Genomic DNA, 23,226 nt, shown 5'->3' on the forward strand with positions numbered 1-23,226 from the left:
CCCCAACCCAACGCCCGCCTCATGCCGCCACCCGAAACCAGGACCCGCCTCATGCCGCCGCCCCAACCCAACGCCCGCCTCATACCGCCACCCGAAACCAGGGCCCGCCTCGTGAGGGCACCCGCAGCGGCGGCATCCGGCGTCAGGACCCGTCGCATGCCCGTTCCCTGGCCGCGCTGTAGAGGTGGCTGTCGGGGAACTCCGTCGCCGACAGCACCCGCCCGACGACGATCACCGCCGTCCGCCGGATCCCGGCCGCGTGGACCTGGTCGGCGATGCCGGCGAGCGTGCCGCGCAGGATCACCTCGTCGGCCCGGCTGGCCCGTGCCACCACCGCGACCGGACAGTCGGGCCCGTAGGAGGGCAGCAACTCGGCGACCACCGCGTCGATCCGCTGTACGGCCAGGTGCAGCACCATCGTGGCGCGCCCGGCGCCGAGGGTGGTCAGGTCCTCGCCCGGCGGCATCGGGGTGGCCCGGGCGGAGGTGCGGGTCAGGATGACCGTCTGCCCCACGCCGGGCACGGTCAGCTCCCGTCCCAGCGCGGCCGCCGCCGCCGCGAACGCGGGAACGCCCGGCACCACCTCGTACGGCACGCCGAGCCCGTCCAGCCGCCGCATCTGCTCGGCCACCGCGCTGAACACCGACGGGTCCCCCGAGTGCAGCCGCGCCACGTCGTGCCCCGCACGGTGGGCGGCGGCCAGCTCGGCCACGATCTCGTCGAGGGTCAGGTCGGCGGTGTCCACCAGCCGGGCCCCGGCCGGGCAGGCGTCCAGGAGCTCGCGCGGGACCAGCGACCCCGCGTACAGGCACACCGGCGACGACTCCAGCCGCCGCAGCCCGCGCAGCGTGATCAGGTCGGCGGCGCCGGGTCCGGCCCCGATGAAGTACACGGTCAAGGTAGGTCCTTCCTGGTGACCGACCACACGGTCACCGGCATCGCCGCCCGCCATCCGGTGAACCCGCCCACGGGCGAGGCCCGCTGCACCGCCAGCCGTACGAGGTCGCCGCCGAGCCTGCCGTACCACTGCCCGACGACGCCCTCCGACTCCAGGGTGACGGCGTTGACCACGAGCCGCCCGCCGGGCCGCAGCGCCGACCAGCACCGTTCCAGCAGGCCTGGCACGGTCGCACCGCCGCCGACGAACACCGCGTCCGGCGCGGGCAGCCCGTCCAGCGCCGCCGGTGCCCGGCCCTCGACGACCCGCAGCGACGGCACCCCGAGCGCGGCGGCGTTGCGGCGGATGGCCGCGGCCCGGTCGGGCCTGCTCTCGACGGCCACGGCCGCGCACGACGGGTGGCTGCGCATCCACTCGACGGCGATGCTGCCCGCCCCCGCGCCCACGTCCCACAGCAGTTCGCCGGGCAGCGGGGCCAGCCGCGACAGGCTGACCGCGCGGACCTCCCGCTTGGTGAGCTGCCCGTCGTGCTCGAACGCCGTGTCCGGCAGGCCGGGCACCCTGGCCAGGGGCTCGGTGCCTGGGGCGGGGCGGCATTCTACGGCGATCACGTTCAGGCCGGAGTCCGCGGTTCCCGTCCAGGTCTCCGCGCTGCCCCGCTGCTCGGACTCCGACGGCGCGCCCAGGTCGGACAGGACGGTCATCGGGCTCGGCCCGTACCCGTGCCCGGCCAGTAACGCGGCTACCAGCGCCGGGGCGTCGCGGTCCGCGCCGAGCACGAGGAGGCGGCGGCCGGGCAGGGCGGCGGCGTTCAGGGCCGCGGGCGGGCGGCCGACCAGGCTGATCACGTCCACCTGCTCGACCGGCCAGCCGAGCCGGGCGCACGCCAGCGACAACGACGACACGTGCGGCAGCACCCTGACGCGCGCCGCGCCCAGCAGCCGCACCAGCGTGGCGCCGATGCCGTGGAACATCGGGTCGCCGCTGGCCAGTACGCACACCTCCCGACCGGCGTGGGACTCGACGAGTCCCGGCAGCGCGGGCAGCAGCGGCGACGGCCAGGCCACGCGCTCCGCGGCGGCCGCGGACGCGGGCACGAGGCCCAGTTGCCTGGGGCCGCCCATGAGCACCTCGGCCGCCTCCAGCGCCCGCCTGGCCTCGGCGGACAGGCCGGTCCAGCCGTCCGCGCCGATGCCGACGACGGTGATCACACGTTACCCAGCACGCGGGTTACGAGGATCTCCAGCACCACCCGCGACGGGTTGGGCCGGGGCGGCTTGTAGCGGGCGGCGTAGCGGTGCTCGGCGTCGGCCACCTGCTCGGGCTCGGCCCGCAGCACGGCCCGGCCCTCCAGCGTTGACCACCGGCGGCCGTCCACCTGGCAGAGCGCGACCTGCGCGCCCGACGGGCCGATGAGCCGCGCCTTGTACGAGGTCCCCGAGGTGATCACCCGCGCGATGCCGCTGGCCAGGTCCAGGGTCGCCCCCACCGGAACGACGTGCGGCGGGCCGCCGGGACGTGCGGTCGAGAGCGTACACAGGTGACGCTCCTGCCAGAAGGCGGCGAATGCTTCGCCCTGCTCGACCAGGTTCACGGTCCTCCTCGGGGTGATTTGCGAGCGATATCGTATATCTCCCGCTCTGGCACACTCTTACGGGTGAAACGGCTACTCGTCATCGGCATCGGCGCGGGGGATCCCGACCATCTCACCTTGCAGGCGGTCAAGGCCATCGCCGCCGCCGACGTGTTCTTCATCGTCGACAAGGGCGAGGTCAAACAGGATCTGGTCCAGCTCAGGCTCGACCTGATCGCCGAGCACGGGCGCGAGCCGTACCGGATCGCCGAGGCGCGCGACCCCGAGCGCGACCGGACCACGCCCGCCTACGCCGCCGCCGTCGACGACTGGCGCTCGCGCCGCGCGCTCGCGTGCGAGACGCTCATCCGCGAGGAGCTGGGCGACGGCCAGACGGGCGCGTTCCTGGTCTGGGGCGACCCGGGGGTGTACGACAGCACGCTCGCCATCGTCGAGGAGATCCTGCGGCGCGGGAACGTCACCTTCGACTACGAGGTCGTCCCCGGCATCAGCAGTGTGGCCGCGCTCACCGCCCGCCACCGCACCAGCCTCACCCAGGTCGGGCGGCCCGTGCACCTCACCACCGGCCGCCGCCTGGCCGAGCGGGGCGCCACCGCCGACGACATGGTGGTCATGCTGGACGCGCACTGCTCGTTCGCCGGCTTCGACGACTTCCACATCCACTGGGGCGCCTACCTGGGCACCCCGGACGAGATCCTGGTGTCCGGGCCGGTGGCCGAGGTCGGCGACCGCATCCGCGAACTGCGCGCCGAGGCCCGCGCCCGCAAGGGCTGGATCATGGACACGTACCTGCTGCGCCGCACACCACCCGCCGATCGCTGAGACCGCGCACGTGGGCGACTTGCCCGAGCCGCTCGCCCAGGTGTGCGGGCACGTCAGGGTGTCGGTGCGGGCTCCTACCATACGGCCATGACCACGCACGGATTCACGCTCACCGCCGACGGCCCGTTCGACTTCGGGGCCTCGTTGCGCTTCGTCGAGGACTGGCCCGCCACCAGCGCGCTGCCGTCCGACGGGCGGGCGCTGCGCTTCGCCTACTGCGCGGAGTCCGACTGGCGGCCGATCGGCGTGACCGTGACGGGCGCGCCGGGCGGGGTCTCGGTGGCCACGACGCGGGCCGCCGGGCCGGGCATCCGGGGCGAGGTGGCGCGCATCCTCTCCCTCGACGTGGACGGCGCCGGCTTCGCCAAGCTCGGCGCGGCCGACCCGGTCCTCGGCGACCTGCAGCGGCTCCGTCCCGGCCTGCGGCCGGTGTGCTTCTGGAGCCCGTGGGAGGCGGCCTGCTGGGCGGTGATCGTGCAGCGCTCCTCGATGCTCATCGCCTCCCGGATCAAGCAGCGCATCGCGGCGCGGTTCGGGGCGGAGGTGGATGTGGACGGGCAGACGTACGCGGCCTTCCCGCCGCCCGTGACCCTGGTGGACGCGGGCGGGCTCGGCCTGCCCGCGCAGAAGGAGGAGTGGGTGCGCGGGCTGGCCCGGGCGGCGCTGGACGGCGTGCTCACCACCGAGCACCTGCGCTCGCTCGCCCCGGAGGAGGCCCTGGCCGAGCTGCGGGCCCTGCCCGGGGTGGGGCCGTTCTCCGCGGGTCTCATCCTGATCCGGGGCGCGGGGGCGCCGGACGCGTTCCCGGGCGACGAGCCGCGGCTGTTCGCGATCCTGCGCGAGGCGTACGGGCTGCCGGAGGACGCGCCCCCGGCCGCCTACCGGAGGCTGGCCGAGACCTGGCGGCCCTACCGGTCCTGGGCCTCCTTCCTGTTCCGGGCCACCTCCTACGGTGTCATGGACGATCGGGACGGGACACCGGCCGGTGCCGGCGGCTGACCCGGGGCGTTCATCGGCAGCGGCATCGAGGCGCTGCCGGGTGCGCCCGCACGTTCTCGTGGTGGACCTGAGCTGGTCATTTCTCGGAAAGGCGGCGACCGAGCAAGACGCCCGGAGGACGGTGCCGCGTTAGCGTCGGCGGCATGGAGATCGACGTGGTGCTGCCCTGCCTGAACGAGGCGGCGGCCCTGCCGTGGGTGCTGGGACGCATGCCGGACGGCTTCCGCCCGATCGTGGTCGACAACGGCTCCGTCGACGGCTCCGCGGAGGTCGCGGCCGGGCTGGGCGCGAAGGTGGTGAGCGAGGTCCGGCCCGGGTTCGGCGCCGCCTGCCACGCCGGGCTGGTGGCCGCCACCTCGGACGTCGTGTGCTTCATGGACGCTGACGCGTCCCTGGACCCGGCGCAGGCGCCCCGCGTGTGCGGGCCCGTCCTGGCGGGCGAGGCCGACCTGGTGCTCGGCCGCCGTGTGCCACGGCCGGGGTCGTGGCCGGCGCACGCCCGGGTGGCCAACGCCGTACTGGCCGGGCGGCTGCGCCGGCGTACCGGTGCGCCGCTGCGCGATCTGGGGCCGATGCGGGCGTGCGGGCGGCTCGCGCTGCTGGAGCTGAGGCTCGCCGACCGGCGCTTCGGCTACCCGCTGGAGATGGTCCTGCGCGCCGCGGCGGCGGGCTGGCGCATCCATGAGACCGAGGTGGACTACCTGCCGCGCCAGGGCAGGTCGAAGGTGACCGGCACGGTACGCGGCACGCTGCGGGCGATCGGCGACATGCGCCGCGTCATGGCCGCCCGCGAACCTCTCCGCCGACCCGGCCCGTGAGCCCACTCCCGACGTGGGCCTGCCCAGAGGCCCCGGCACCCGACCCAGGACGGATCCCACTGACGCCATGACGAAAGTACTGGTGACCGGCTCGGCCGGATTCATCGGAAGCCACGTGACCGCCGCGCTGGAGGCGCACGGCCACGAGGTGACCAAACTCGACCTGCGCCACGGCGCCGACGTACGCGACGCCGCGCTCCTCGGCCGGCTGTTGCCGGGCACCGGCGCGGTCGTTCACCAGGCGGCCAAGGTCGGGCTCGGCGTGAACGTGGCCGACCTGCCCGACTACGCCTCGGTCAACGTGTACGGCACAGCCGTGCTGCTGGCCGCGATGGCGGCCCACGGCGTGGGGCGGCTGGTGCTGGCCTCCTCGATGGTGGTCTACGGCGAGGGCGCCTACGACTGCGCCCGGCACGGCCGGGTACGTCCCGGTGCTCGCTCCCCCGCGGACCTTGCCCGCGGGTCCTTCGAGCCCTGTTGTCCCCGGTGCGGGAGCAGCCTGGTCTTCGCCACCATCGGCGAGGACGCGCCGCTGGACCCGCGCAACGCCTACGCCACCACCAAGCTGGCCCAGGAGCACCTGGCCGCCAACTGGGCGCGCGAGACCGGCGGCACGGCCGTCGCCCTGCGCTACCACAACGTGTACGGGCCCCGGATGCCACGCGACACCCCGTACTCGGGCGTCGCGGCGATCTTCCGGTCGGCCCTGGAGGCGGGCCGGGCGCCGCGCGTGTTCGAGGACGGCGGGCAGATGCGCGACTTCGTGCACGTACGTGACGTCGCCGAGGCGAACGTGGCCGCCCTCACCGGCGGCGAGCCGGGCACCCTGACCGCCTACAACGTCGCCAGCGGGGAGCCGCACTCCGTGGGCGAGCTGGCAGCGGCGCTGGCCGCCGAGCGGGGCGGCCCGGAACCGGTCACCACCGGAGAGCACCGGCTCGGCGACGTCCGCCACATCGTGGCCGCCCCGCACCGGGCCACCGCCGAGCTCGGCTTCCGCGCCCGAATCGGCTTCGCCGAGGGCATGAAGGAGTTCGCCACCGCCCCACTGGCCTAACCCCGAACCCAGCCACCCCAACACCGCGCCCAAGCACCACCGGCCTGACCGCGACACCGCAGTCCGTCCCTGCGCACCCGCCTGGTGCCCTTCGCGGCCTTCGAGGAGGAGCTGGGGTTCCAGCTTCCCGGGATGGGTGCCCGCGACGCTGCCGCGCACGCCGCCGGTCGCCGGAACAGTGCCACCGGCCCGTCGGCCGGCCGGATGAACCCTGTGTGCCCCCAGAGGCTCAGGAGGCCCCAGAGGACGTTTGCCCACGCCGATTGCCCGTTTCGGCTACTTCACCGCCACCTCTCTAGTTTCGTCAGGTGCATTGTCACCACCTGATCCCCACGCACCCCTTTGGCACGGCAATTCCGGTAACAAACATTTCCCGAAATAACCGGTCTATCGTATTGTCAATAACTGGAATTGTTGGAACATATGGTCTGAGTCATCGAGTGAGGTCCGAAGATCGCTTACCGCGGGACGGTGGGCGGCGAGGGAAAGGGGCAACGCTCATGCACCAGCGGGCTGTCCGAAACCTGGCCAAGCTCAACACCACGGAAGCCAGGATCACGCGGATATTCGACGCCGCGGCGGGCGGGAAGAACAACTTCCTCGCCGACCAGGACATGGTGCGCCATTTCGATCAAGTGTCTCCCGCCCTGACGACCGCCGCCCGTGCGGTGCTGCAATTCATGAGCCGGGTTATACACCACCTTGCCGCCAACGAGGGTATCGAGCAATTCATGATCGTGGGCAGCGGCATTCCCAGCGGTCTCGCGGCCGGACAGCGGTTACACGACGTGGCACGCCAGGCCTCGGCCAGCCCGGCGCTGCGGGTGGCGTACGTGGAGAGCAACCCCATGGTGGTCACCATGGCGCAGGCCACCATCGAACCCTTCACCGACCTGGTCCGGGTGATCGACGGTGACATACGCGAGATCGACGAGATGCTCCGCGACCCGGTCGTCCAGACGTTCCTCGACTGGACCGAGCCGGTGGCCATCCTGCTGATGTCGACGCACAGCCTCGACGACGACGAGTACGCCCACTACGTCATCAAGCGGCTGCGCCACACGGCGCCGAGGGGCAGCTTCCTCGCCCTGCTGCACACCACGTTCGACGGCGTCCCGACGGAGTTGCTGCCCGCCATCCGTGACATGCTCGCCATGACGCTGCCCCACCTCGCGATCCGCACCCGGGAGGAGGTCGAGGCCCTGCTGGCAGACCTCGACCTGCTGGCGCCCGGGCTGGTGTGGGTCCCGGAGTGGCATCCCGACGAGCGCGACCTCGCCTGCGGCGACGAGCCCAGCTCCTCCGGCAACTACGGCGCCGTGGCCCGCATCCCCTGAGCCGCCACGCGGTAGATCGCCGAGGGCCTAGACCAGCGCGGGCGACGGGGACCAGAGGTCGTCGATCGCCCGCTCGGCGGCCGCGAGGCTCTCGTTGGCCAGCGGGATCAGGTCGGCCATCTCCGGCCGCGACTTGGCCAGCGTGAGCTCGGCCGTGATGAAGCGCGGCTCCAGGCCCACCGGGGACAAGCCGTGCGGCAGCCACGGCTCGGCGTGGTCCCAGCTCTCGCGGGGCGTGCCGGGGGCGTAGCCGCCGCCCCGGCTGGCCAGCACGATGAACTCGCGCCCGCCGAGCAGCCCCTCCCGCGTCTCGGGGTCGAATGCGATGCCGGGGGCGATGATGTGGTCGACCCAGGCCTTGACGCTGCTGGGAGCTCCGTAGTTGTAGAGCGGGAGCCCGAACACGATCGTGTCCGCCGCACGCACCTCCTCGACCAACCGCTCGGTGAGCGCCCACGACTCGGCCTGGGTCGCCGAGCGCTGCTCGGGCGGCATCAGCCGCGCCAGGCCGGCCGCCGCGTCAAGGTGCGGCACGGGGTCGGCACCCAGATCCCGGTACGTCACCGTGCCGCCGGGATGCGCGGCCCGCCAGACGGCGGCGGCCCTGGCACTGAGCCGGCGGCTGGTGGAGTTGTCGCCCTGGATGCTCGAGTCGATGTGAAGCAGGTGGGGCATCTCTCTACCCTTCGCTAATCGTTTGTGTAGCGCCAATCATTGGCGCTGGAGCACAAAACGTCAACTCGGCTAGACTTTTTCCCGTGTCCTCCCTGCCTGTGGTCAACCAGCCGCTCCATGGGTCAGGCGCGCTGCTGGACCACCTCTCGCGGCGCATCCGCATGCGGGCCGAGTCCGTGCTGGCACCCCTCGGCCTGCGGCCGCGCCATCTCATCGCCCTGACGGTGCTGCGCGAACATGGCGGCATCACGCAGCAGGCGCTCGCCGCCACGCTGGAGATGGACGGGACCAACGTCGTCGGGCTGCTCAACGACCTGGAGACCGAGAAACTGATCGAGCGCCGGCGCTCCCCCGAGGACCGCCGCCGCCACATCGTCGAGCTCACCGACGCCGGGCTGCGGCGGCTGGCCAAGGCCGAGTTCGAGCTGGCGGCCGTGGAGGACGAGGTGCTCGGCGCGCTCGACGAGGATCAGCGCGAGCAGCTCTACCACCTGCTCCAGCGGGCGACCTCGGGCACCGACGTGTGCCGCGCCGCCGCTGCCGCCGCCGAGTCAGAGGAGCCGGCATCCGCCGACGAGTGCTGACCAGGAGGCGGGGCGCACGTCATCCCTGTCGCAACGACCGTTCCAGCCGCCGGGACAGGGACGTGAGCGGCAGGCAGATGACGAAGTACACAACGAGGACCGCGCCGAGGATCGGCACCGCGTGGGTGACCCCGCTGGAGAGCGTGAGCCGTTCGATCGAGCGCTGCGCGGCCTGCAGCAGGTCCAGCACGCCGATGACGGCGGCGAGCGAGGTCTGCTGCGTGAGGTTGACGACCAGCCCGACGAGCGGTGGCAGCGCCCGCCGCACCGCCTGCGGGAAGACCACGTGGCGCATGCGCCCGTGCCACGGGAAGCCCAGCGCCGCGGCGGCGTCCGCCTGGCCGTGCGGCACGGACTGCACGGCCCCCCGCACCACCTCCGCGACGTTGGAGCTGCCCCACAGGCACAGCCCGATCGCGGCCGCGACGAACGTGTCGAACCGCAGGCCGACGACCGGCAGCACGAAGAAGATGAAGAAGAGCGTGACGATGATCGGCAGGCCCCGCCAGATCTCGACGTAACAGCGTACGGCCAGGCGCGTGGCCCGGCTGGGCAGGACGAGCAGCGCGCCCAGTACGGTGCCCAGCACCACACTCACGACGATGCTCACGGCCGCGAGCGCGAGCGTCGTCAGCAGCCCTCCGGCCAAATAGCCGGCCACCGGCGCCACCCAGGACGGCATCAGTGCCCCCCTGGGATCGCGAAGCGCCGTTCGACCAGCCCGGCCGCGAGGGAGAGGAGCCAGACCAGCGCCAGGTAGACCACCCCGATGGCGATGAACACCTCGAAGGCGCGGAACGTCACGGAGACGAGATCGACGGCGGCGTCGGTCAGCTCCGGATAACCGATGGCGATCATGAAGGACGAGTTCTTGAAGACGGAGATGAGGGTGTTGGTCACCGAGGGCAGCGCCGTTCTGGTGCCCAGTGGCAGGACGACCCGGCGGAAGGCGGCGAGCCGGGAGAACCCGAGGGCCCGGCACGCCTCCACGTACGTCGGATCGACGGCCTCGTAGCCTGCCCGGAGGTTCTCCGCGTTGTAGGCGCCGCCCCACAGCAGGAGCGAGAGCCAGCCGACGGTGAACGCGCCGAGCTCGATCCCGATCTCGGGCAGGGCGAAGTACAGGAAGAAGATCTGGACCAGCAGCGGCGTGTTCCTGAACACCGCCACGTAGGCCCGGATCAGCTGCCGGACGACCGGGACCCGCAGCGCGCTCAGCGCGCCGAGGAGCACGCCGGCGGCGAGCGCGCCCGCGGTGCCGATGGCGCTGATCCCGAGCGTACGGGCCAGGCCCTGGCCGAGCGGACCGAGGTTGGACAGGAGGAACGCGGGGTCGAAGGGAACGGTCATCGCGGGTACGAGGTCCGTTCCGCCCGGTCGCACGACGTCAGCACTGGATGATCTCCCCGGCCGGGTATTCGAGGCTGTCGCCGGGCCGCGGCACGAACTGCTCGAACTGCTGCTGCACGCCCTTGTCGGTGACCGTCCGCTGGAACGCCGTCCAGAAGGAGTCCTCCGCCCGCATCTTCTCGATGGCGGCGTTCACCCAGGCGAGCATGGCCGCGTCGGACTTGCGGACGCCCATCCCCCAGGGGCTGCCGGCCTTCTGCTCGCCCACGACCTTCACGCCGGGGTTCTTCGAGGCCAGCTCGGCGAGGAGCGTGTCGTCCTGGGCGAAGGCCACCGCGCGGTTGCTCCGCATCGCCGAGTACGCCTCGCTCGTCTGTCCGAAGGTCACCTGCTTGGCGCTCTTCACGCACTGGGCCAGCCAGATGCTGGCCGTGGAGCCGGTCGTGGTGGTCACCGGCTTGCCCTCCAGGTCGGCGAACGAGGTGATCGGCGAGTCCTTGGGCACCAGGAGCTTCACGCCGCTGTTGAAGTACGGGGTGGAGAAGTCGACGCTCTCGGCCCGCTCCGGCGTGTAGTTCATCGTCGCGATGATGAGGTCGATGCGCTTGGTGGTCAGGTAGGGGACCCGGTTGGCCCCGGTCACGCAAGTGAGCGTCGCGGAGCCGGGGGTGCCGAAGGCGTACTCGCCGAGCCGTCGCGCGATCTCGACCTCGAACCCGGCCTCCGCTCCGCTCTCGTCGATGAAGCCGAACGGCGGGTAGTCGCACTTCACGCCGACGGCGAGCCGCCCCTTGGCCCGCACGTCGGCCGGTAGCGGGGCGCCGACGTCGACCGGCTTGCCCGAGCCGGCGCCCTGGGTCCCGGCGGTCTCTCCGGTGGCGGAACCGCAGCCGGCCACGGCCATCACGAGGACGGCCAGCAGGCCGGCGACTTTCGTTGTCACAACGTACTCCTCTCGCCCGCGCGCGGCGGGCACCCGGACGTCCGGGTCATCTCAGAACCTTGTGGAGGAACTGGCGGGTGCGCGGATGCCGCGGGTCGTCCAGCACGTCGGCCGGACGGCCCTGTTCGGCGATCACCCCGCCGTCGACGAAGACCAGGCGGTCGCCGAGCTCACGGGCGAAGCCCATCTCGTGCGTGACGCAGAGCATGGTCATGCCCGAACGCGCGAGGTCGCGCATGACATCCAGCACCTCGCTCACCAGCTCGGGGTCGAGCGCGGAGGTGACCTCGTCGAACAGCATGACGTGCGGACTCATCATCAGCGCCCGCGCTATCGCGACGCGCTGCTGCTGGCCGCCGGACAGGCGTCGCGGGTGGGCGTCCACCTTGTCGGCCAGCCCGACCCGCGACAGCAGGTCGTTCGCCTGTCGTTCGGCCTCGCGCCGGTCGAGCCCGAGCAGCCTGCGCGGCGCGAGGGTGAGGTTGTCCAGCACCGTCAGGTGCGGGAACAGGTTGAACTGCTGGAACACCATGCCGATGCGGCGCCGGATCAGGTTGAGGTCCACTCCCGGCCCCGTGAGGTCCTCCCCTTCCAGGAAAACCTGTCCGGCGGTGACGGGTTCCAGCAGGTTGACGCATCTCAGCAGCGTGCTCTTGCCGCCGCCGGACGGACCGATGATGACGACGACCTCACCGCGCCGCACGGCGAGGTCGACTCCCTTGAGAATCTCCAGCTCGCCGAAGGATTTCCGGACGCCGCGCAGCTCGATGACGGTGTCCTGGTCCGCGGCCGGCGGTTCGGTCATGGGCGTACTCCCTGAGATCACTGGGGGAACGGGGTCCGCCCGGCGGACCCCGGAGGGTCAGCCGCCGAGCCGCGCGAACTGGTCGGCGTCGAGCCGCCGCGACGGCCCGTAGTACAGGGAGTTGAACACCATCTTCTGCTCGGCGCGGTTCCAGGTGCGGTACCCGGCCTCGCTGCCGAACGTCACGACGTAGCCCTTCCCGACCTGGAACGCGACGCTGTTGGCCGCGCCGTCGAGGTGCTCGCCGCCGATGAGCCAGCCGCTCCGCAGCTGATCTCCGCTGTCGGGGTACTTGCCGACGACCTTGGCGTCGTACTTTTCCTGGTCGGTGATCCGGTAGGCCTGGTTGCTCTCGAACCAGACCGGGTTGTCGGCGGTCATGCCCCAGCCCACCGGATCGTCGGCGTCGATCTGCTGGGCGAGCAGGGAGCCCGGCGAGTAGAAGACCTCGTCGTCGGTCGGCAGGACCGGCTCGATGGGCAGGTCGAGCAGGCTCTGCGCGGTGCCCGTCGCACTGCCGTAGGCGACGAGCGTGCCGCCGTCCTCGACGAAGTCGCGCAGCTGCCGCCAGCCTGCCTCGCCCACCCCGTGCGCCCAGCTCCACTCGGCGGGGTACGCGTCCGCGTTCAGGCCGTTGACGATCTTGCTCTTCGAGACGCCGTCGGGCAGCACGATGGCGTCGTACTTGTCGCTCAGCTTGCCTTCGTAGTCCTGTGCGGTGACGACCTGGTAGTTCACGCGGTACTGGTCGAACATCCACATCAGCCAGCCCGACGGGATGTTGTTGGCCGGCTTGTAGAGCCCGATCCGGGTGCCCGGCTTGAGCTGGACGCCGGCGACGCCGGGAACCTGGGAGACGGTCGAGACCGGGATCCCGGTGCTCGCCGACCGGGCCTGCAGGACCTTGCGGGCCTGGTCGGTGGGCGGGATGAGGAACGTCCCCGCCGGGTAGTCCCGTCCGCCGTCGGTGAACTCCTGTGCCGCGCGGAACGTCGGGACGCCCTGCCGCTGCAAGTCGGACACGAACTGGTAGACACCGTACGACTCCGGGCCGACGGCGTAGGCGCCACCAGGGGCCGGGGCCGCGGGGAACGTCACCGGCGCGGGCGCGATCTGCCGCAGCAATGTGGTGTCGGCCTGGAACGGGTCCTTGACCAGGTCCGCGGTGAACCCCAGCAGCAGCGGCAGGGTCTGCGCGGTCACGTCGTACGGCTCCTGCGGCGGCCCGCCCGGGTACTCGGCCAGTTGCGGGTAGTGCTGCACCTCCAGCAGGGTCTTGGCGAAACCGCCGTACGGCTGCGCCAGCTGGATCACGTAGGAGCCTGCGGGATAGTCCTTGCCGCCCGCCGTGAACGGCTTGCTCGCCTGGCGGATCTCGACCGCCCCCGTGTGCAGGATGTCGAGGGCGTCGCGCACGGCCTGCGGGTCACGCTGGTTCGCCGGGATGACGTACGCGTACGGGCTGGTCCTGGTGACCGCCCGCCGGCCGACCAGGTAGAAGTTGTACAGCCAGGTGGAGGGATCGCTGGCCACCGTCTGGACGCCGGTGTAGAAGGTGTTGGAGGTGTAGTCCAGGATCTGGCGCAACGTCCACGTCGTCTGGTCGTAGGGCTCGATGAAGTTGGTGTCGGCCTGCTGGTCGCCGATCGGGGTCGGCCTGGTGTAGGGGTAGGCCAGGTTCGAGACGCTGGCGGCCTCCGTCAGGATGCGGACCGCGCCGTGATAGACCTGATACTGCCGCGACGGGGACCAGTAGTCGTAGGTCGTGCCCCACTGGCCGCCCTTGAGCCCGGCGGCCGTCATGCCGCGCTGCATGGCCATGCCCAGGGCGTTCGTCTGCTGGACCGTGATCGGGTCGATGTTCGGATCGGACGGCGACAGGAACGGCGGCGTGAACATCCGCGGCGCCCCGGTGCCCGCCTGGTGCGCGTCCTGGAACACCTGAGGGTGATACTTGTTCTGGATCGAGACCATCAGCCGGCTCTCGACCTGGGTGAACATGAACCAGTCGCGGTTGTCGTCGTGGCCGGTGTACTTCTGGTACAGGTCGGGATAGGTGCGGTTGTAGTTCGTCCCGGCCGTGGCCTTGAAATAGTCGTTGACCAGGCGGAGCCCGTCCGGGTTCTGTGACGGCACGAGCAGGATGACGACGTTGTCGAGTAAGCGCTTGATGGCCGGCGAATTGTCGGTCGCGAGGCGGTGCGCGATCTCGATCATCGCCTGGGAGTTGCCGACCTCGGTCGCGTGGATGCCGGCCTGGATGTAGTAGAAGGGCTTGCCCTCCGTCGCGAGCCGCTCCGCCTCGGCCGGGGAGAGTCCCCGCGGATCCGCGAGGCGGGCGTTGATCGCGACCAGGCGGTTGAGGTTGTCGAGGTTCTTCTTGGAGCTGATGGTGAGCATCACGTAGGGGTTGCCTAACGTGGTGTCGCCGACCTTCTCGTAGGTGACGCGGTCGCTGCCACCGGCGACAAGCTGGAAGTAACTCACCATCTTGTCCCACGTCGCCAGGTTGCCATCGGAACCGATGCGGAAGCCGAAATAGTCGTCCGGGCGGGGGATGCCGGCCGCCGCCGACACTCCCGGGGTCGAGACGGCTCCCGCGGTCGTGACCAGGGTGACCAGGGCCACGATGGAGATCGCGAGCTTCCGGAGAGATGCGCGCATCTCGCTCCTCCTGTTTTCACGCTTTGCCGGTCGGCGTCACATCTGTCACGCGAACGGTCAAAGATCACGCCGTCCAATGTCAGCCACGTTCAGCACAAAGTCAATAGGTTTTGTGGGGATTCACTCCGTCTTGTACGGTATGTGAGCTGAGTGCGGTGATGGGGAGGTCTGTCCGGCCTACAGGACCGGCCGTGGGCGGCTGAAGGTCCGGTAGGTGAACGCTCCTCCTCCGTCCTCCACCGCCTCGGTGACCAGGTGGTGGTCGGGGGAGAGCGCGCAGGCCGGGTCGGTCCTGCGGGGGTCTCCCGTCAGCGCGTACGCCTGGCACCGGCAGCCGCCGAAGTCCTCGTGCCGCCGCGGGCAGCCCGAGCACGGCTCCCGCATCCAGGCCGTGCCCCGGTAGGCGTTGAACGCCGGAGAGTCGGCCCAGATCCACTCCAGCGGGTGGTCGCGTACGTTCGGCAGGTCCAGGGGCAGGTCGTAGGCGGCCGGGCAGGGCAGTACGCGCCCGTCGGGGGCCACGGTCAGGGAGATCGCGCCCCAGCCCCCCATGCACGGCTTGGGGGTGCCGTCCACGTAGTCGGGCGCCACCCAGACGAGCTCGACCTCCGTCCGGCCGCGCCAGGCCGCGACCTTGGCCCGCGCGGCGGCCACCTGGTCACGGGTGGGCATGAGCGCCCGCCGGTTGACCAGCGCCCAGCCCTGGAACTGGACGTTGGCCAGCTCGACCCGGTTCGCGCCCCAGGCCAGCGCCAGCTCGATGAGCTCGTCCACGGCGTCCAGGTTGTGGCGGTGCAGCACGATGTTGACCCCGAGCGGCAGCCCGGCCGCCACGACCAGCCGGGCCGCGCGCTCCTTGGCGGCGAACGACCGACGCCCGGCGATCACGTCCGAGGCGGCGGCCGAGGAGCCCTGCACGGACAGCTGGACGCTGCGCAGGCCGGCGTCGGCGAGCTCGGCCAGCCGCTCGCGGGTCAGGCCGACGCCGCTGGTGACGAGCTGGCAGTAGATCCCGGACGCGCCCGCGACGATCTCGGCCAGGTCGCCCCTCAGCAGCGGCTCGCCACCGGAGAGGTGGGCGTGCAGCACGCCCAGCGCGGCGGCCTCGCCCAGCACCCGCCGCCACTCCCCCGTGTCCAGTTCCCCGGACCGGGTGACGAGCCGGGTGGGATTGGCGCAGTACGGGCAGCGCAGCGGGCAGCCGTGGGTGAGCTCCGCCAGCATGGCCCAGGGCGCGCTCACCGCAGCCAGCCCCGGGCGCGCACGTCGTCGAGGAAGCCCCGGACGTCGGCCGCGCCCTCGGGCGGGAACTCGGCGACGATCTCCGCCACCGTCCTGCCGCCGTCGCAGAGTCGGATGATCGCCGCGGCCTCGTCGTTGAGCACCACGATCCGCTCGGGCACGATGAGCAGCTCGGCCTGCCGCACGTCACAGCGCCGCAACACGGCGCCCGCGCCCAGAACCGGCCTCCAGCCGCCCGCCGCGTCCGCCGCGCCCAGGCGGGCCACCGGGTCCGCCGGGTCCGGGCCGCCCGCCGCCTCCGGGCCGGTCATCGGTAGGCCCTCTCCACGGCGTCCAGCAGGGTCCACAGCACCTCGCACTTGTAGGCCAGCGCCGCGAGCGCCGACTGCCGCTGCTCGCGGGTCCGTGCCCAGGCCAGTACCAGGGGCAGCGCCTCGGCACCGTCCCGTCTGCCCTGGTTCACCCGGACGCGGAAGTAGCGGAGCCCGTCCTGGTCGATCCACGGGTAGTGCCGCTCGAAGGCCGCGATCCTCTCCCGCATCAGGTCGGGGGCGAACAGCTCGGTCAGCGAGGCCGCCACCGCCTCCAGCGGGGTGCCGTGGCGGCACAGGTTCACGTAGCCGTCCACGGCCAGCCGCACGCCGGGCAGCACCGCGTCGCCGGACCACATCTCGTCCCTGGTCAGGCCGGCCGCCTCGCCCAGGCGCAACCAGCGTTCCAGGCCGCCCTCGCCCGAGGCTGCGCCGTCGTGGTCGATGATGCGGCGGATCCACATCCGGCGCAGACGCGGATCCGGCAGCTTGGCCACGATCAGCGCGTCCTTGATCGGGATGGCCCGCTGGTAGTGGAAGCGGTTGAGGATCCAGCCGCGCAGCTCCTGCGGGGACAGGGTGCCCGCGTGCATGCGCCGGTTGAACGGGTGCAGGTGGTGGTAGCGGCGCTCCGGCACGGCGCGCAGCTCGGCCTCGAAGTCGATCACAGGTCGATGACCATCCCGTCGTACGCCACCTCGACGCCCAGCCCGGCATGCCACGGCGAGGCCGGGTCGGCGAGGGGGTTGGTGTTGTTCAGGTGCGTGTAGAGGCAGCGGGCGGACAGGGCGGACAGGCGTTCGCGGGTGGCCTCGATCGGGAGGTGGCCCATCTCGGTGGCGGTCCGGGCGGAGAAGGCCAGCGGCTCCTGCTCCGTGAAGAAGGTCCCGTCGGCGAAGACCACGTCCGCCGCGGCGCCGAACCCCTCCGGCCAGCGGGCCATGCAGGGGGCGTAGAGCAGGCCGCGCAGCTCCAGCGCGCTCACCCACGCGCCGTCCGGCCGCGCGAGGTGGCCGCTCGCGTAGCGGGGGCGCTTGCCGGAGATCGGGATCGCGCGTGCCCCGAGGTCGGCGAACGTGCGCCAGACCAGCTTGACGTACGGCTCCAGCATCGCCATCGTGCCGCCGACCGCCTGCCGTACCGGCTCGGTGGCCACCACCTCCAGCTCGTCGGCCTCGCGGAGCCTGGCCAGGCCGAGGGTGTGGTCGAGCTCGGCATCGGTCAGGATCACCCCGGCCAGCGGGCTGGTCCGGCCCACCGGCCGCAGCCACGGGCAGGACTCGATCTGCTCGCCGACGTCGGGAGTGGCGTTGACCAGGTAGACCCGGCCGGGTTCGACCTCGATCGCGAGCGAGGCGTGCCGGCGCCGCCGCGCCGGGTGCGCACGCGCGCTGCGGCAACCGGGACACGCGCAGTTCCACTGCGGGAGACCGCCGCCCGCGGCCGTGCCCAGAACCTGCACGCGCATGGCGGACCCCCTGCCGGCGGCGGCTAGCGGTCGGCCAGGAAGTACGCCGACATCTCCATGGACGCCTCGACCACCTGGTAGGCGGGCTTGTGCCAGATCGTCTCCGCGCCGCGCGCACGCTCGTGTCCGGCGCGGCGGCGCGTGGGGCGTTCGTCCTCGCGACCTTTCCGCTCGCTCATGGCCGTCTCCTCTCGGTTACGCCTCATGTGCGGGTATGGCCGCAATCCTGTCCCGGCTACCCCGGGATGCGGTAAAGGAGCAGTAGGCCCGGCGCCGTCAGAGCGGCAGCGGGATCCGGTCGAAGAACCAGTACAGGCTGACCGCCACGATGGGGATGGACAGCGCGACCGTGGCCCAGCCGGTCACGGGTGTCCGGCGCAGCAGCACCAGCAGCGGGAAGAGCACGGCGATGAGGGCGAGCTGCGTGACCTCGATGCCGACGTTGAAGCTCAGCAGCGACAGCAGCAGCTCCCACGATCCGCTCTCCTTGATGTCGAGGGCGCCCGCGAAGCCCAGGCCGTGCACCAGGCCGAAGACGAACACGATCGGCAGCCGCCACCGGCCCAGCTTGTCCTCCTGGCGGCCGAGGAGGTTCGCGACCGCCACGACGACGATCGACGCCGCGATGACCGGCTCGACGATCGCCCCCGGCACGTCCACGAATCCCATCGCGGCCAGCAGGAACGTGATGCTGTGGGCGACGGTGAAGGTGGTGGCCGTGACGACGACGGCGCGCAGCGAGCGGGCGCCGATGAGCAGGGCGAGCAGGAAGCAGAGGTGGTCCAGGCCGAACAGCAGGTGCTCGACGCCGAGCAGGAAGAACTCCCAGATCTGGCCGGCCGCCTGGCGCTCGCCGACGCGCACCGTCGGGCTCTGGGCGACCAGGACGGCGGAGCCCTCGCTGCCGTCGAGATCGTAGCGGACGAGGGTCTCGGTGCTGTGCACGAAGGTCTCGGCGTCGGGGAACAGCGCGCTGGAGATCGCGTGGGCGCCGCCGGGCTCGCCCGCGCAGGCGTAGGCGTAGGTGAGCAGCGCGTACGTGGCCTTGCCGCGCGGGTGCACGTCCGCGTCGCCGGTCATCGTGGGGGCGCACGGCCGCTCGTCGTACGTCACGGCGAAGCGGCGCGTGACGTAGTCGGTCACGGCGGCGCGGTTGATCCTGAGCTGGCGGAGCTGTTCGGCCCGCCCCTTCGCCTCGTAGGCCTCCGCGTAGAGCCAGGCCGATTTCATGAGGAGGTCGTACTCGAGGTCGAGCACCACCTTGACGTCCTTGCCCGTGCCGGTCACCTCGGCGTGGGCCTTCGTGGTCGCGTCGTGCGCCGCCGCCGGGGCGGGGTGCACCAGACCGGCCAGCACGGCGCCGAGGACGACGGCCAGCACGGCCGCGGACGACCAGCGCCACCTGCGCAGCATGTCTCGTCACTCCAGATGGGGGGGAGGCCGCCCCGGAGCGGGTCCGGGGCGGCGCTGATGGTTGTCGGCGGTATCGGTTATCGGCGGGTGAACCAGCGGTGCATGGGCGAGTCCGGGCCCCACGTGCCCGGGCGGCCGTGCTCGTCCTTCGTGACGAAGACGCTCGGCTCGGAGGCGGTCACGCCGCCGCCGGCGGAACGTGCCGTGACGAACCAGGCGTAGGCCGTGTCCTCCTTGAGGCGGTCCCACGTCACCGAGGCGACCTGGCCTGACGCGACGGTGCTCCGGCCGATGATCCGGGTCGGCTTGTAGAGCGCCAGCGAGTCGGTCTGGAAGGTGGTCGTGCGGGAGGTGAGGTCGACCGGCAGCACCATGTTGTCCTCAAGCCCGTTGTAGCGGCGCAACGGGTCGAACTCGGTGGCGCCGAAGTCGTCGAGCAGCGGGGAGTAGGTGTCCACGCTCAGCTCGGCCCGCTTGACGTCGAACTGCAGCAGCCGGAAGAAGCTCGCGCCGAACTGGAGCTGGTCCTGCGGGTTGTAGCCGCCGATCTCGGTGAGCCCGAGCCGGTCGGCCGACACCGTGTAGAACTGGTAGTCCGCCAGCAGCTCGACGACTCCCTTGCCGACCTGGCCCACCTTCGGCTTCACGTTGGTGCCCACACCGTGCTCGTGACCGGCGAGGATGAGGAAGACGTTCGGGTTCTGCTCGACCACCGTCTTGTAGAGCATCGAGCCGTCGGGCGCCGAGAAGGCGGCGCCGCGCCCGTCGGGGTTGGTGCTCGGCACGAGGTAGTCGTGCGAGAGCAGGATGCCGTTGCGGTTGGGATATTTCTTGAAGACGGAGTCGGCCCACTCGGCCTCGTCCCTCGTCACGCCGTACGACAGGCCGACCACGACGAAGTCCAGCCCGCCGGCGGAGAACAGGTCGTAGTGGTTCTGGTTGTCGCCTTCCTTCCACGGGCCACCATACTTGGCGTGCTTCCAGCCCCTGGCGGCGTCCTTGTAGCGGTCGGGGCCGTAGTACCGGTTGTAGATGGCCTCGGGGCCGTCCTCGGTGCCCGACTGGTTGTCGTGGTTGCCGGCGATCACGCCGTTCGGGATGTCGGCCTGGTCCAGCACCCGCTGCTGCTTCGACGACACCTCGAACTCGCCGACGACCTGCTGCCGCATGGCCTCGTCGGCGGGCTTGCGGATGTTGTTCTCGATGATGTCGCCGGTGTGGGCGACGTACGAGATCTTGCGCTCGTCCTTGTTGGCGGCGATCCAGTCGACGACGCCGGAGTAGGCCTTCTCCCACACCGCGCGCTCCTCGGCGGTCTCCTGCTCCACCGCGCCCTCAGAGAGGTACTGCGTGTCGGTGAAGTGGACGATCGAGAAGTCGTAGTCGGCGGGGTCGTCGAAGCCGTTCGGGTCGCCGGGGTCGATGTCGTCGGCGAACGGGTCCTCACCCGTCACCATGACGTGGATCCGCTGCTTGTCGACGTACTTCTGGTCCACGACGGACGTGAGGACCGTGTTGCCCGTGGCGGCGCCGCGGGCGCTCGTCAGCAGGTCCCACGTGTCGGTCTCGGTGTTCCAGACCCGCAGCGAGGCCAGCCGCTCGGGGTCGATGGCGCCCTCCCAGCGCAGCACCGGGGCGTCCGCCTGGCCCTTCACCTCGACGTCGAAGCGCTGGTAGGTGACGTCCTGACCGGAGGGCGCGGCGAGCGTCTCGCCGTCGGCGGGCTCCAGCCCGCGGGACTTGACCCGCCGCTCGCCCGGGACCCGCAGCGTGGTGGGCACGGACTTGGCCGTGCCCTGGTACACCTCGTTGGGCGTCAGGATCTCGGCCTGCGAGAACGTCGCCGTCACCTTGCCGCCGTCGGGTTCGGCCACCCTGGCAGAGAGCCGGGCGGGATCCGACACGTCCACGGCCCCGAGGGCCGGGGACAGCTCGGCGGGCGCGTCCGGGATGCCCGCGGACTCGAAGCGGATCTCGCGGGTCGCGGTGTTGCCGAGCCCGTCGGCGCCGGTCACGGCCAGGGTGTGCGACCCGGCCTTCAGCCCGGGGCCCACCTGGGCGCCCAGCTCGATCGGCTGCCCGTCGAGCGTGACGATCGGCCCGGACACCACGCCGGAGGCGTCCTCCAGCTTGACGTCCAGCACGACCGACGCGGTGATCTTCCGGTTCGCGGCCGGGACGCTCCTGGTGATCGCCGGGGCCGAGTTGTCGGTGATCAGGATGCGGGTGGCGACCTCACCGGTGGCCGACTTCGCGGCGATGGTGTGCTTGCCGTCCTTGATCGCGGTGGTGTCCAGGTCAGCGCGCAGGCCGCGGGCCGGGGCGTCCACCAGGAACTCCAGGTCGATCTCGGTCAGCGGGTTCACGTTGTCGCCGCAGTTGCCGTCGCCCATGGCGTACGAGCTCTTGAGCATCTGCCCGGCCGCGGTGCCCCGCACCGGGGTGAGGGCGATGTTGGAGATCGTGAAGTCGTCCCGGTTGTTGCCGCACGACGTGGGGAAGGTGCCGGCCACGAAGTCGATCGTGTTCCAGCCGGGCACCAGGAACTCGTTCGGGATCGTCAGGTCGACGCGGCGGCTCACGAAGTCGCCGTCGAGCACCACCTTCTGGCCGTTGACCAGCACGTAGTTCTGGTAGCGCGCCTCGATCGAGTTGGTGGCCACGTTGAAGCTGAGGGTCGCCTCGCCCGTGCCGAGCGTCTCGATGACGGACACGGCCTCGGCCTCGATCGTGTAGCGCAGCTCGGCCTCGCGCAGGGCGGTCTGGTTGTCGCCGCAGGTGCCGTCGCCCATCACGTACGAGGGTTTGATGTCCTGGCCGGTGACGGTGGCGCCGTCGAGGGCGAGGTCGAGGTTGGCGATCGAGAAGTCGTCGCGGTCGTTGCCGCAGGACTCCTTGTAGTCGCCGGTGACGACCTTGATGGTGTTCTCGCCGGGCACCAGGTAGCGGGCCGGGACGGCGACGGTCACGCGCCGGCTCGCATAGGAGCCGCCGAGGTCGATGCGCTTGCCGTTGACCAGCAGGAAGTCGTTGTTCTTGTCGTCGAGCGGGTCCGCGCCCACGTCGAAGCTGAACTTCGCCGCTCCGTTGCCGAGCGTGGGCTTCGTGGCGGGCTTGCCGTCGTCGACGGTGAGCGACGTGACGCCGCTCTCGCCGGCGGCCGGGACCGTGGCGAAGACCGGCTTGGTGCCCGCCACGAGCGTGCCGTCCGTGGGCAGCAGCCGGGGCGCCCCGGCCGGGGCGTTGTTCACGGTCACGGTGTGCTTGACGGCCTGCCCGGCGGCGGTCGTGGCGGTGATGACGTGCTCGCCGTTGTCCAGCGTCGTGGTGTCCAGGTCCGCGCTGAGGCCGGTGGTGCCCCGCGGGTCCGACTGGACGAAGAACTTGAGGGTGGCGCGCGTCAGCAGCGTGGTGTTGGTGCCGCAGCTGCCGTCGCCGAAGGACAGCGTGTAGGGGTTGTCCTCGCCGTCGGCGACCTCGCCGAGCAGTTCGAGGCCCACGTCGGAGAAGACGAAGTCGTCGTAGTTGTTGCCGCACGAGGTCGGGATCGCGCCGACGACGATCTCGACGGTGTTCTCGCCCTTGACGAGGTGCTCGTTCGGGATGTCCATCGTCGCGCGCTCGTTGACGTGGTCGCCGATGTCGCTGCGATACGCACCGTTGACGAGGATATAGCTGTGGTACTGCGCCTCCGTCGAGTTCGAGCCGACGTCGAAGCGGAGCTTGGACACGCCCAGCGTGGCGGTGGCGGTCAGCGCGGTGCCGTCGATGTCCAGCCGGGTGACGCTGTCACCGGCGGTGGCCGGGGTGGCCGCGACCTTGACGGTGCCCTCCAGGTACGCGCCGTCGGCCGGGGTGAGCGCCGGAGGGGTGGGGGCCTGGGTCGGGGAGCCGGTCGGCGTCGGCCTGGGGCGCCCCCGGTCCTGCTCGCCGGGCGCCGGGTCGGCGTACGCGGCCGTCACGAAGGTGCTCACGAGCACCGCGGCGATCGCCGCGGCCGTGGCCAGTCTCCCCCGTTTCCTGAAGCCACCCGATAAGTTGCGTGGTGCGGTCGGCTGCATCGAATGCAGTCCCTTCTATCGCGTTCATGAAGCCTGGTAGGCGGCTTGCTCTCGGGCGGACACATTGGAGCTCCCGAGTGAACGGTGTGTATAGAGGGACTGAAGGAGAAGGGAACGATCTTCTCTACTTTTTGTGGTGAGGTGTCCGGTACGTCGGGATCCGCCCGCCAGGCCGGCGGGCGGGT

At 71.5% G+C, this 23,226-nt stretch carries 22 protein-coding genes; 6 read left to right on the forward strand and 16 right to left on the reverse strand.

The window, feature by feature from the left end; genetic code table 11:
• Positions 1–142: 142 nt before the first annotated feature.
• From cobM to BLS95_RS36630, 3 genes are read right to left on the reverse strand one after another with little or no spacing between them, the layout of a single operon-like run.
• Positions 143–898 carry a precorrin-4 C(11)-methyltransferase gene (gene cobM / locus BLS95_RS36620; RefSeq protein ID WP_090942421.1) on the reverse strand — a complete coding sequence of 252 codons (756 nt, stop codon included), beginning with the start codon at positions 896–898 and terminating at the stop codon, positions 143–145.
• Positions 895–2,109, reverse strand: coding sequence for a precorrin-6y C5,15-methyltransferase (decarboxylating) subunit CbiE (cbiE, locus tag BLS95_RS36625; RefSeq protein ID WP_090942424.1), 1,215 nt, complete (start codon positions 2,107–2,109; stop codon positions 895–897). The genes cobM and cbiE overlap by 4 nt, the downstream gene beginning before the upstream one ends.
• The gene (locus tag BLS95_RS36630; protein ID WP_090942427.1) at positions 2,106–2,492 is read right to left on the reverse strand and encodes a pyridoxamine 5'-phosphate oxidase family protein; all 387 of its coding nucleotides are present in this window, start codon (positions 2,490–2,492) and stop codon (positions 2,106–2,108) included. The genes cbiE and BLS95_RS36630 overlap by 4 nt, the downstream gene beginning before the upstream one ends.
• A 63-nt stretch (positions 2,493–2,555) precedes the next feature.
• Here BLS95_RS36630 and cobF point away from each other — a divergent pair, with 63 nt between their 5' ends.
• The 5 genes from cobF to BLS95_RS36660 all read left to right on the forward strand — a co-directional run bounded on the left by cobF (position 2,556) and on the right by BLS95_RS36660 (position 7,525).
• On the forward strand, positions 2,556–3,314 hold the full coding sequence (gene cobF, locus BLS95_RS36635) for a precorrin-6A synthase (deacetylating) (protein WP_090942430.1): 759 nt from the start codon (positions 2,556–2,558) through the stop codon (positions 3,312–3,314).
• Positions 3,315–3,401: 87 nt separating this feature from the next.
• A complete protein-coding gene (locus BLS95_RS36640) occupies positions 3,402–4,313 on the forward strand; it encodes a DNA-3-methyladenine glycosylase family protein (protein ID WP_090942433.1) in 912 nt (303 codons plus the stop codon).
• A gap of 143 nt (positions 4,314–4,456) precedes the next feature.
• Positions 4,457–5,131, forward strand: a complete 675-nt coding sequence (locus tag BLS95_RS36645; RefSeq protein ID WP_176993576.1) for a glycosyltransferase family 2 protein — start codon at positions 4,457–4,459, stop codon at positions 5,129–5,131.
• A gap of 67 nt (positions 5,132–5,198) precedes the next feature.
• Entirely contained in the window at positions 5,199–6,188 is a 990-nt protein-coding gene (locus BLS95_RS36650) for an NAD-dependent epimerase/dehydratase family protein (protein ID WP_090942435.1), read from the forward strand.
• 500 nt (positions 6,189–6,688) lie between these two features.
• Positions 6,689–7,525 (forward strand): SAM-dependent methyltransferase, encoded by an 837-nt coding sequence (locus tag BLS95_RS36660; RefSeq protein ID WP_090942440.1) that lies wholly within the window; start codon positions 6,689–6,691, stop codon positions 7,523–7,525.
• 27 nt (positions 7,526–7,552) lie between these two features.
• Here the strand turns inward: BLS95_RS36660 and BLS95_RS36665 are convergent, their stop codons facing one another.
• Positions 7,553–8,200 (reverse strand): FMN-dependent NADH-azoreductase, encoded by a 648-nt coding sequence (locus tag BLS95_RS36665; RefSeq protein WP_090942443.1) that lies wholly within the window; start codon positions 8,198–8,200, stop codon positions 7,553–7,555.
• 83 nt (positions 8,201–8,283) lie between these two features.
• Here BLS95_RS36665 and BLS95_RS36670 point away from each other — a divergent pair, with 83 nt between their 5' ends.
• A complete protein-coding gene (locus BLS95_RS36670; protein ID WP_090942446.1) occupies positions 8,284–8,784 on the forward strand; it encodes a MarR family winged helix-turn-helix transcriptional regulator in 501 nt (166 codons plus the stop codon).
• Between the two features lie 19 nt (positions 8,785–8,803).
• On the opposite strand, the gene BLS95_RS36675 is transcribed toward BLS95_RS36670, so the two are convergent.
• The 12 genes from BLS95_RS36675 to BLS95_RS36725 form a co-directional block, all read right to left on the reverse strand.
• Positions 8,804–9,466, reverse strand: coding sequence for an amino acid ABC transporter permease (locus BLS95_RS36675; protein WP_090942448.1), 663 nt, complete (start codon positions 9,464–9,466; stop codon positions 8,804–8,806).
• Positions 9,466–10,134 (reverse strand): amino acid ABC transporter permease, encoded by a 669-nt coding sequence (locus BLS95_RS36680; protein WP_090942451.1) that lies wholly within the window; start codon positions 10,132–10,134, stop codon positions 9,466–9,468. The genes BLS95_RS36675 and BLS95_RS36680 overlap by 1 nt, the downstream gene beginning before the upstream one ends.
• A 37-nt stretch (positions 10,135–10,171) precedes the next feature.
• Positions 10,172–11,077, reverse strand: coding sequence for a transporter substrate-binding domain-containing protein (locus BLS95_RS36685; RefSeq protein WP_090942454.1), 906 nt, complete (start codon positions 11,075–11,077; stop codon positions 10,172–10,174).
• 46 nt (positions 11,078–11,123) lie between these two features.
• The gene (locus BLS95_RS36690; RefSeq protein ID WP_090942457.1) at positions 11,124–11,882 is read right to left on the reverse strand and encodes an amino acid ABC transporter ATP-binding protein; all 759 of its coding nucleotides are present in this window, start codon (positions 11,880–11,882) and stop codon (positions 11,124–11,126) included.
• Between the two features lie 57 nt (positions 11,883–11,939).
• Entirely contained in the window at positions 11,940–14,546 is a 2,607-nt protein-coding gene (locus BLS95_RS36695; protein ID WP_090942460.1) for a M14 family metallopeptidase, read from the reverse strand.
• 177 nt (positions 14,547–14,723) lie between these two features.
• Positions 14,724–15,788, reverse strand: coding sequence for a pyrroloquinoline quinone biosynthesis protein PqqE (pqqE, locus tag BLS95_RS36700; protein ID WP_218136160.1), 1,065 nt, complete (start codon positions 15,786–15,788; stop codon positions 14,724–14,726).
• Positions 15,785–16,099: a pyrroloquinoline quinone biosynthesis peptide chaperone PqqD gene (gene pqqD, locus BLS95_RS36705; protein ID WP_090942466.1), complete on the reverse strand. Its 315-nt coding sequence runs from the start codon at positions 16,097–16,099 to the stop codon at positions 15,785–15,787. Before pqqD ends, pqqE begins: the two co-directional genes overlap by 4 nt.
• Positions 16,096–16,767 carry a pyrroloquinoline-quinone synthase PqqC gene (pqqC, locus tag BLS95_RS36710; protein WP_090942469.1) on the reverse strand — a complete coding sequence of 224 codons (672 nt, stop codon included), beginning with the start codon at positions 16,765–16,767 and terminating at the stop codon, positions 16,096–16,098. The genes pqqD and pqqC overlap by 4 nt, the downstream gene beginning before the upstream one ends.
• A complete protein-coding gene (pqqB, locus tag BLS95_RS36715; protein WP_090942472.1) occupies positions 16,764–17,567 on the reverse strand; it encodes a pyrroloquinoline quinone biosynthesis protein PqqB in 804 nt (267 codons plus the stop codon). Before pqqB ends, pqqC begins: the two co-directional genes overlap by 4 nt.
• A gap of 23 nt (positions 17,568–17,590) precedes the next feature.
• Positions 17,591–17,746, reverse strand: a complete 156-nt coding sequence (locus BLS95_RS54620; RefSeq protein WP_143043998.1) for a pyrroloquinoline quinone precursor peptide PqqA — start codon at positions 17,744–17,746, stop codon at positions 17,591–17,593.
• A 97-nt stretch (positions 17,747–17,843) separates the two neighbouring features.
• Complete coding sequence (locus BLS95_RS36720; protein ID WP_090942474.1) at positions 17,844–18,980, reverse strand: HupE/UreJ family protein; 1,137 nt, start codon at positions 18,978–18,980, stop codon at positions 17,844–17,846.
• A 77-nt stretch (positions 18,981–19,057) separates the two neighbouring features.
• A complete protein-coding gene (locus BLS95_RS36725) occupies positions 19,058–22,954 on the reverse strand; it encodes a metallophosphoesterase (protein ID WP_143043999.1) in 3,897 nt (1,298 codons plus the stop codon).
• Between the last annotated feature and the right edge of the window lie 272 nt (positions 22,955–23,226).

Origin of the sequence: Nonomuraea jiangxiensis, from assembly GCF_900099965.1 — a bacterium.
GTDB lineage: Bacteria > Actinomycetota > Actinomycetes > Streptosporangiales > Streptosporangiaceae > Nonomuraea > Nonomuraea jiangxiensis.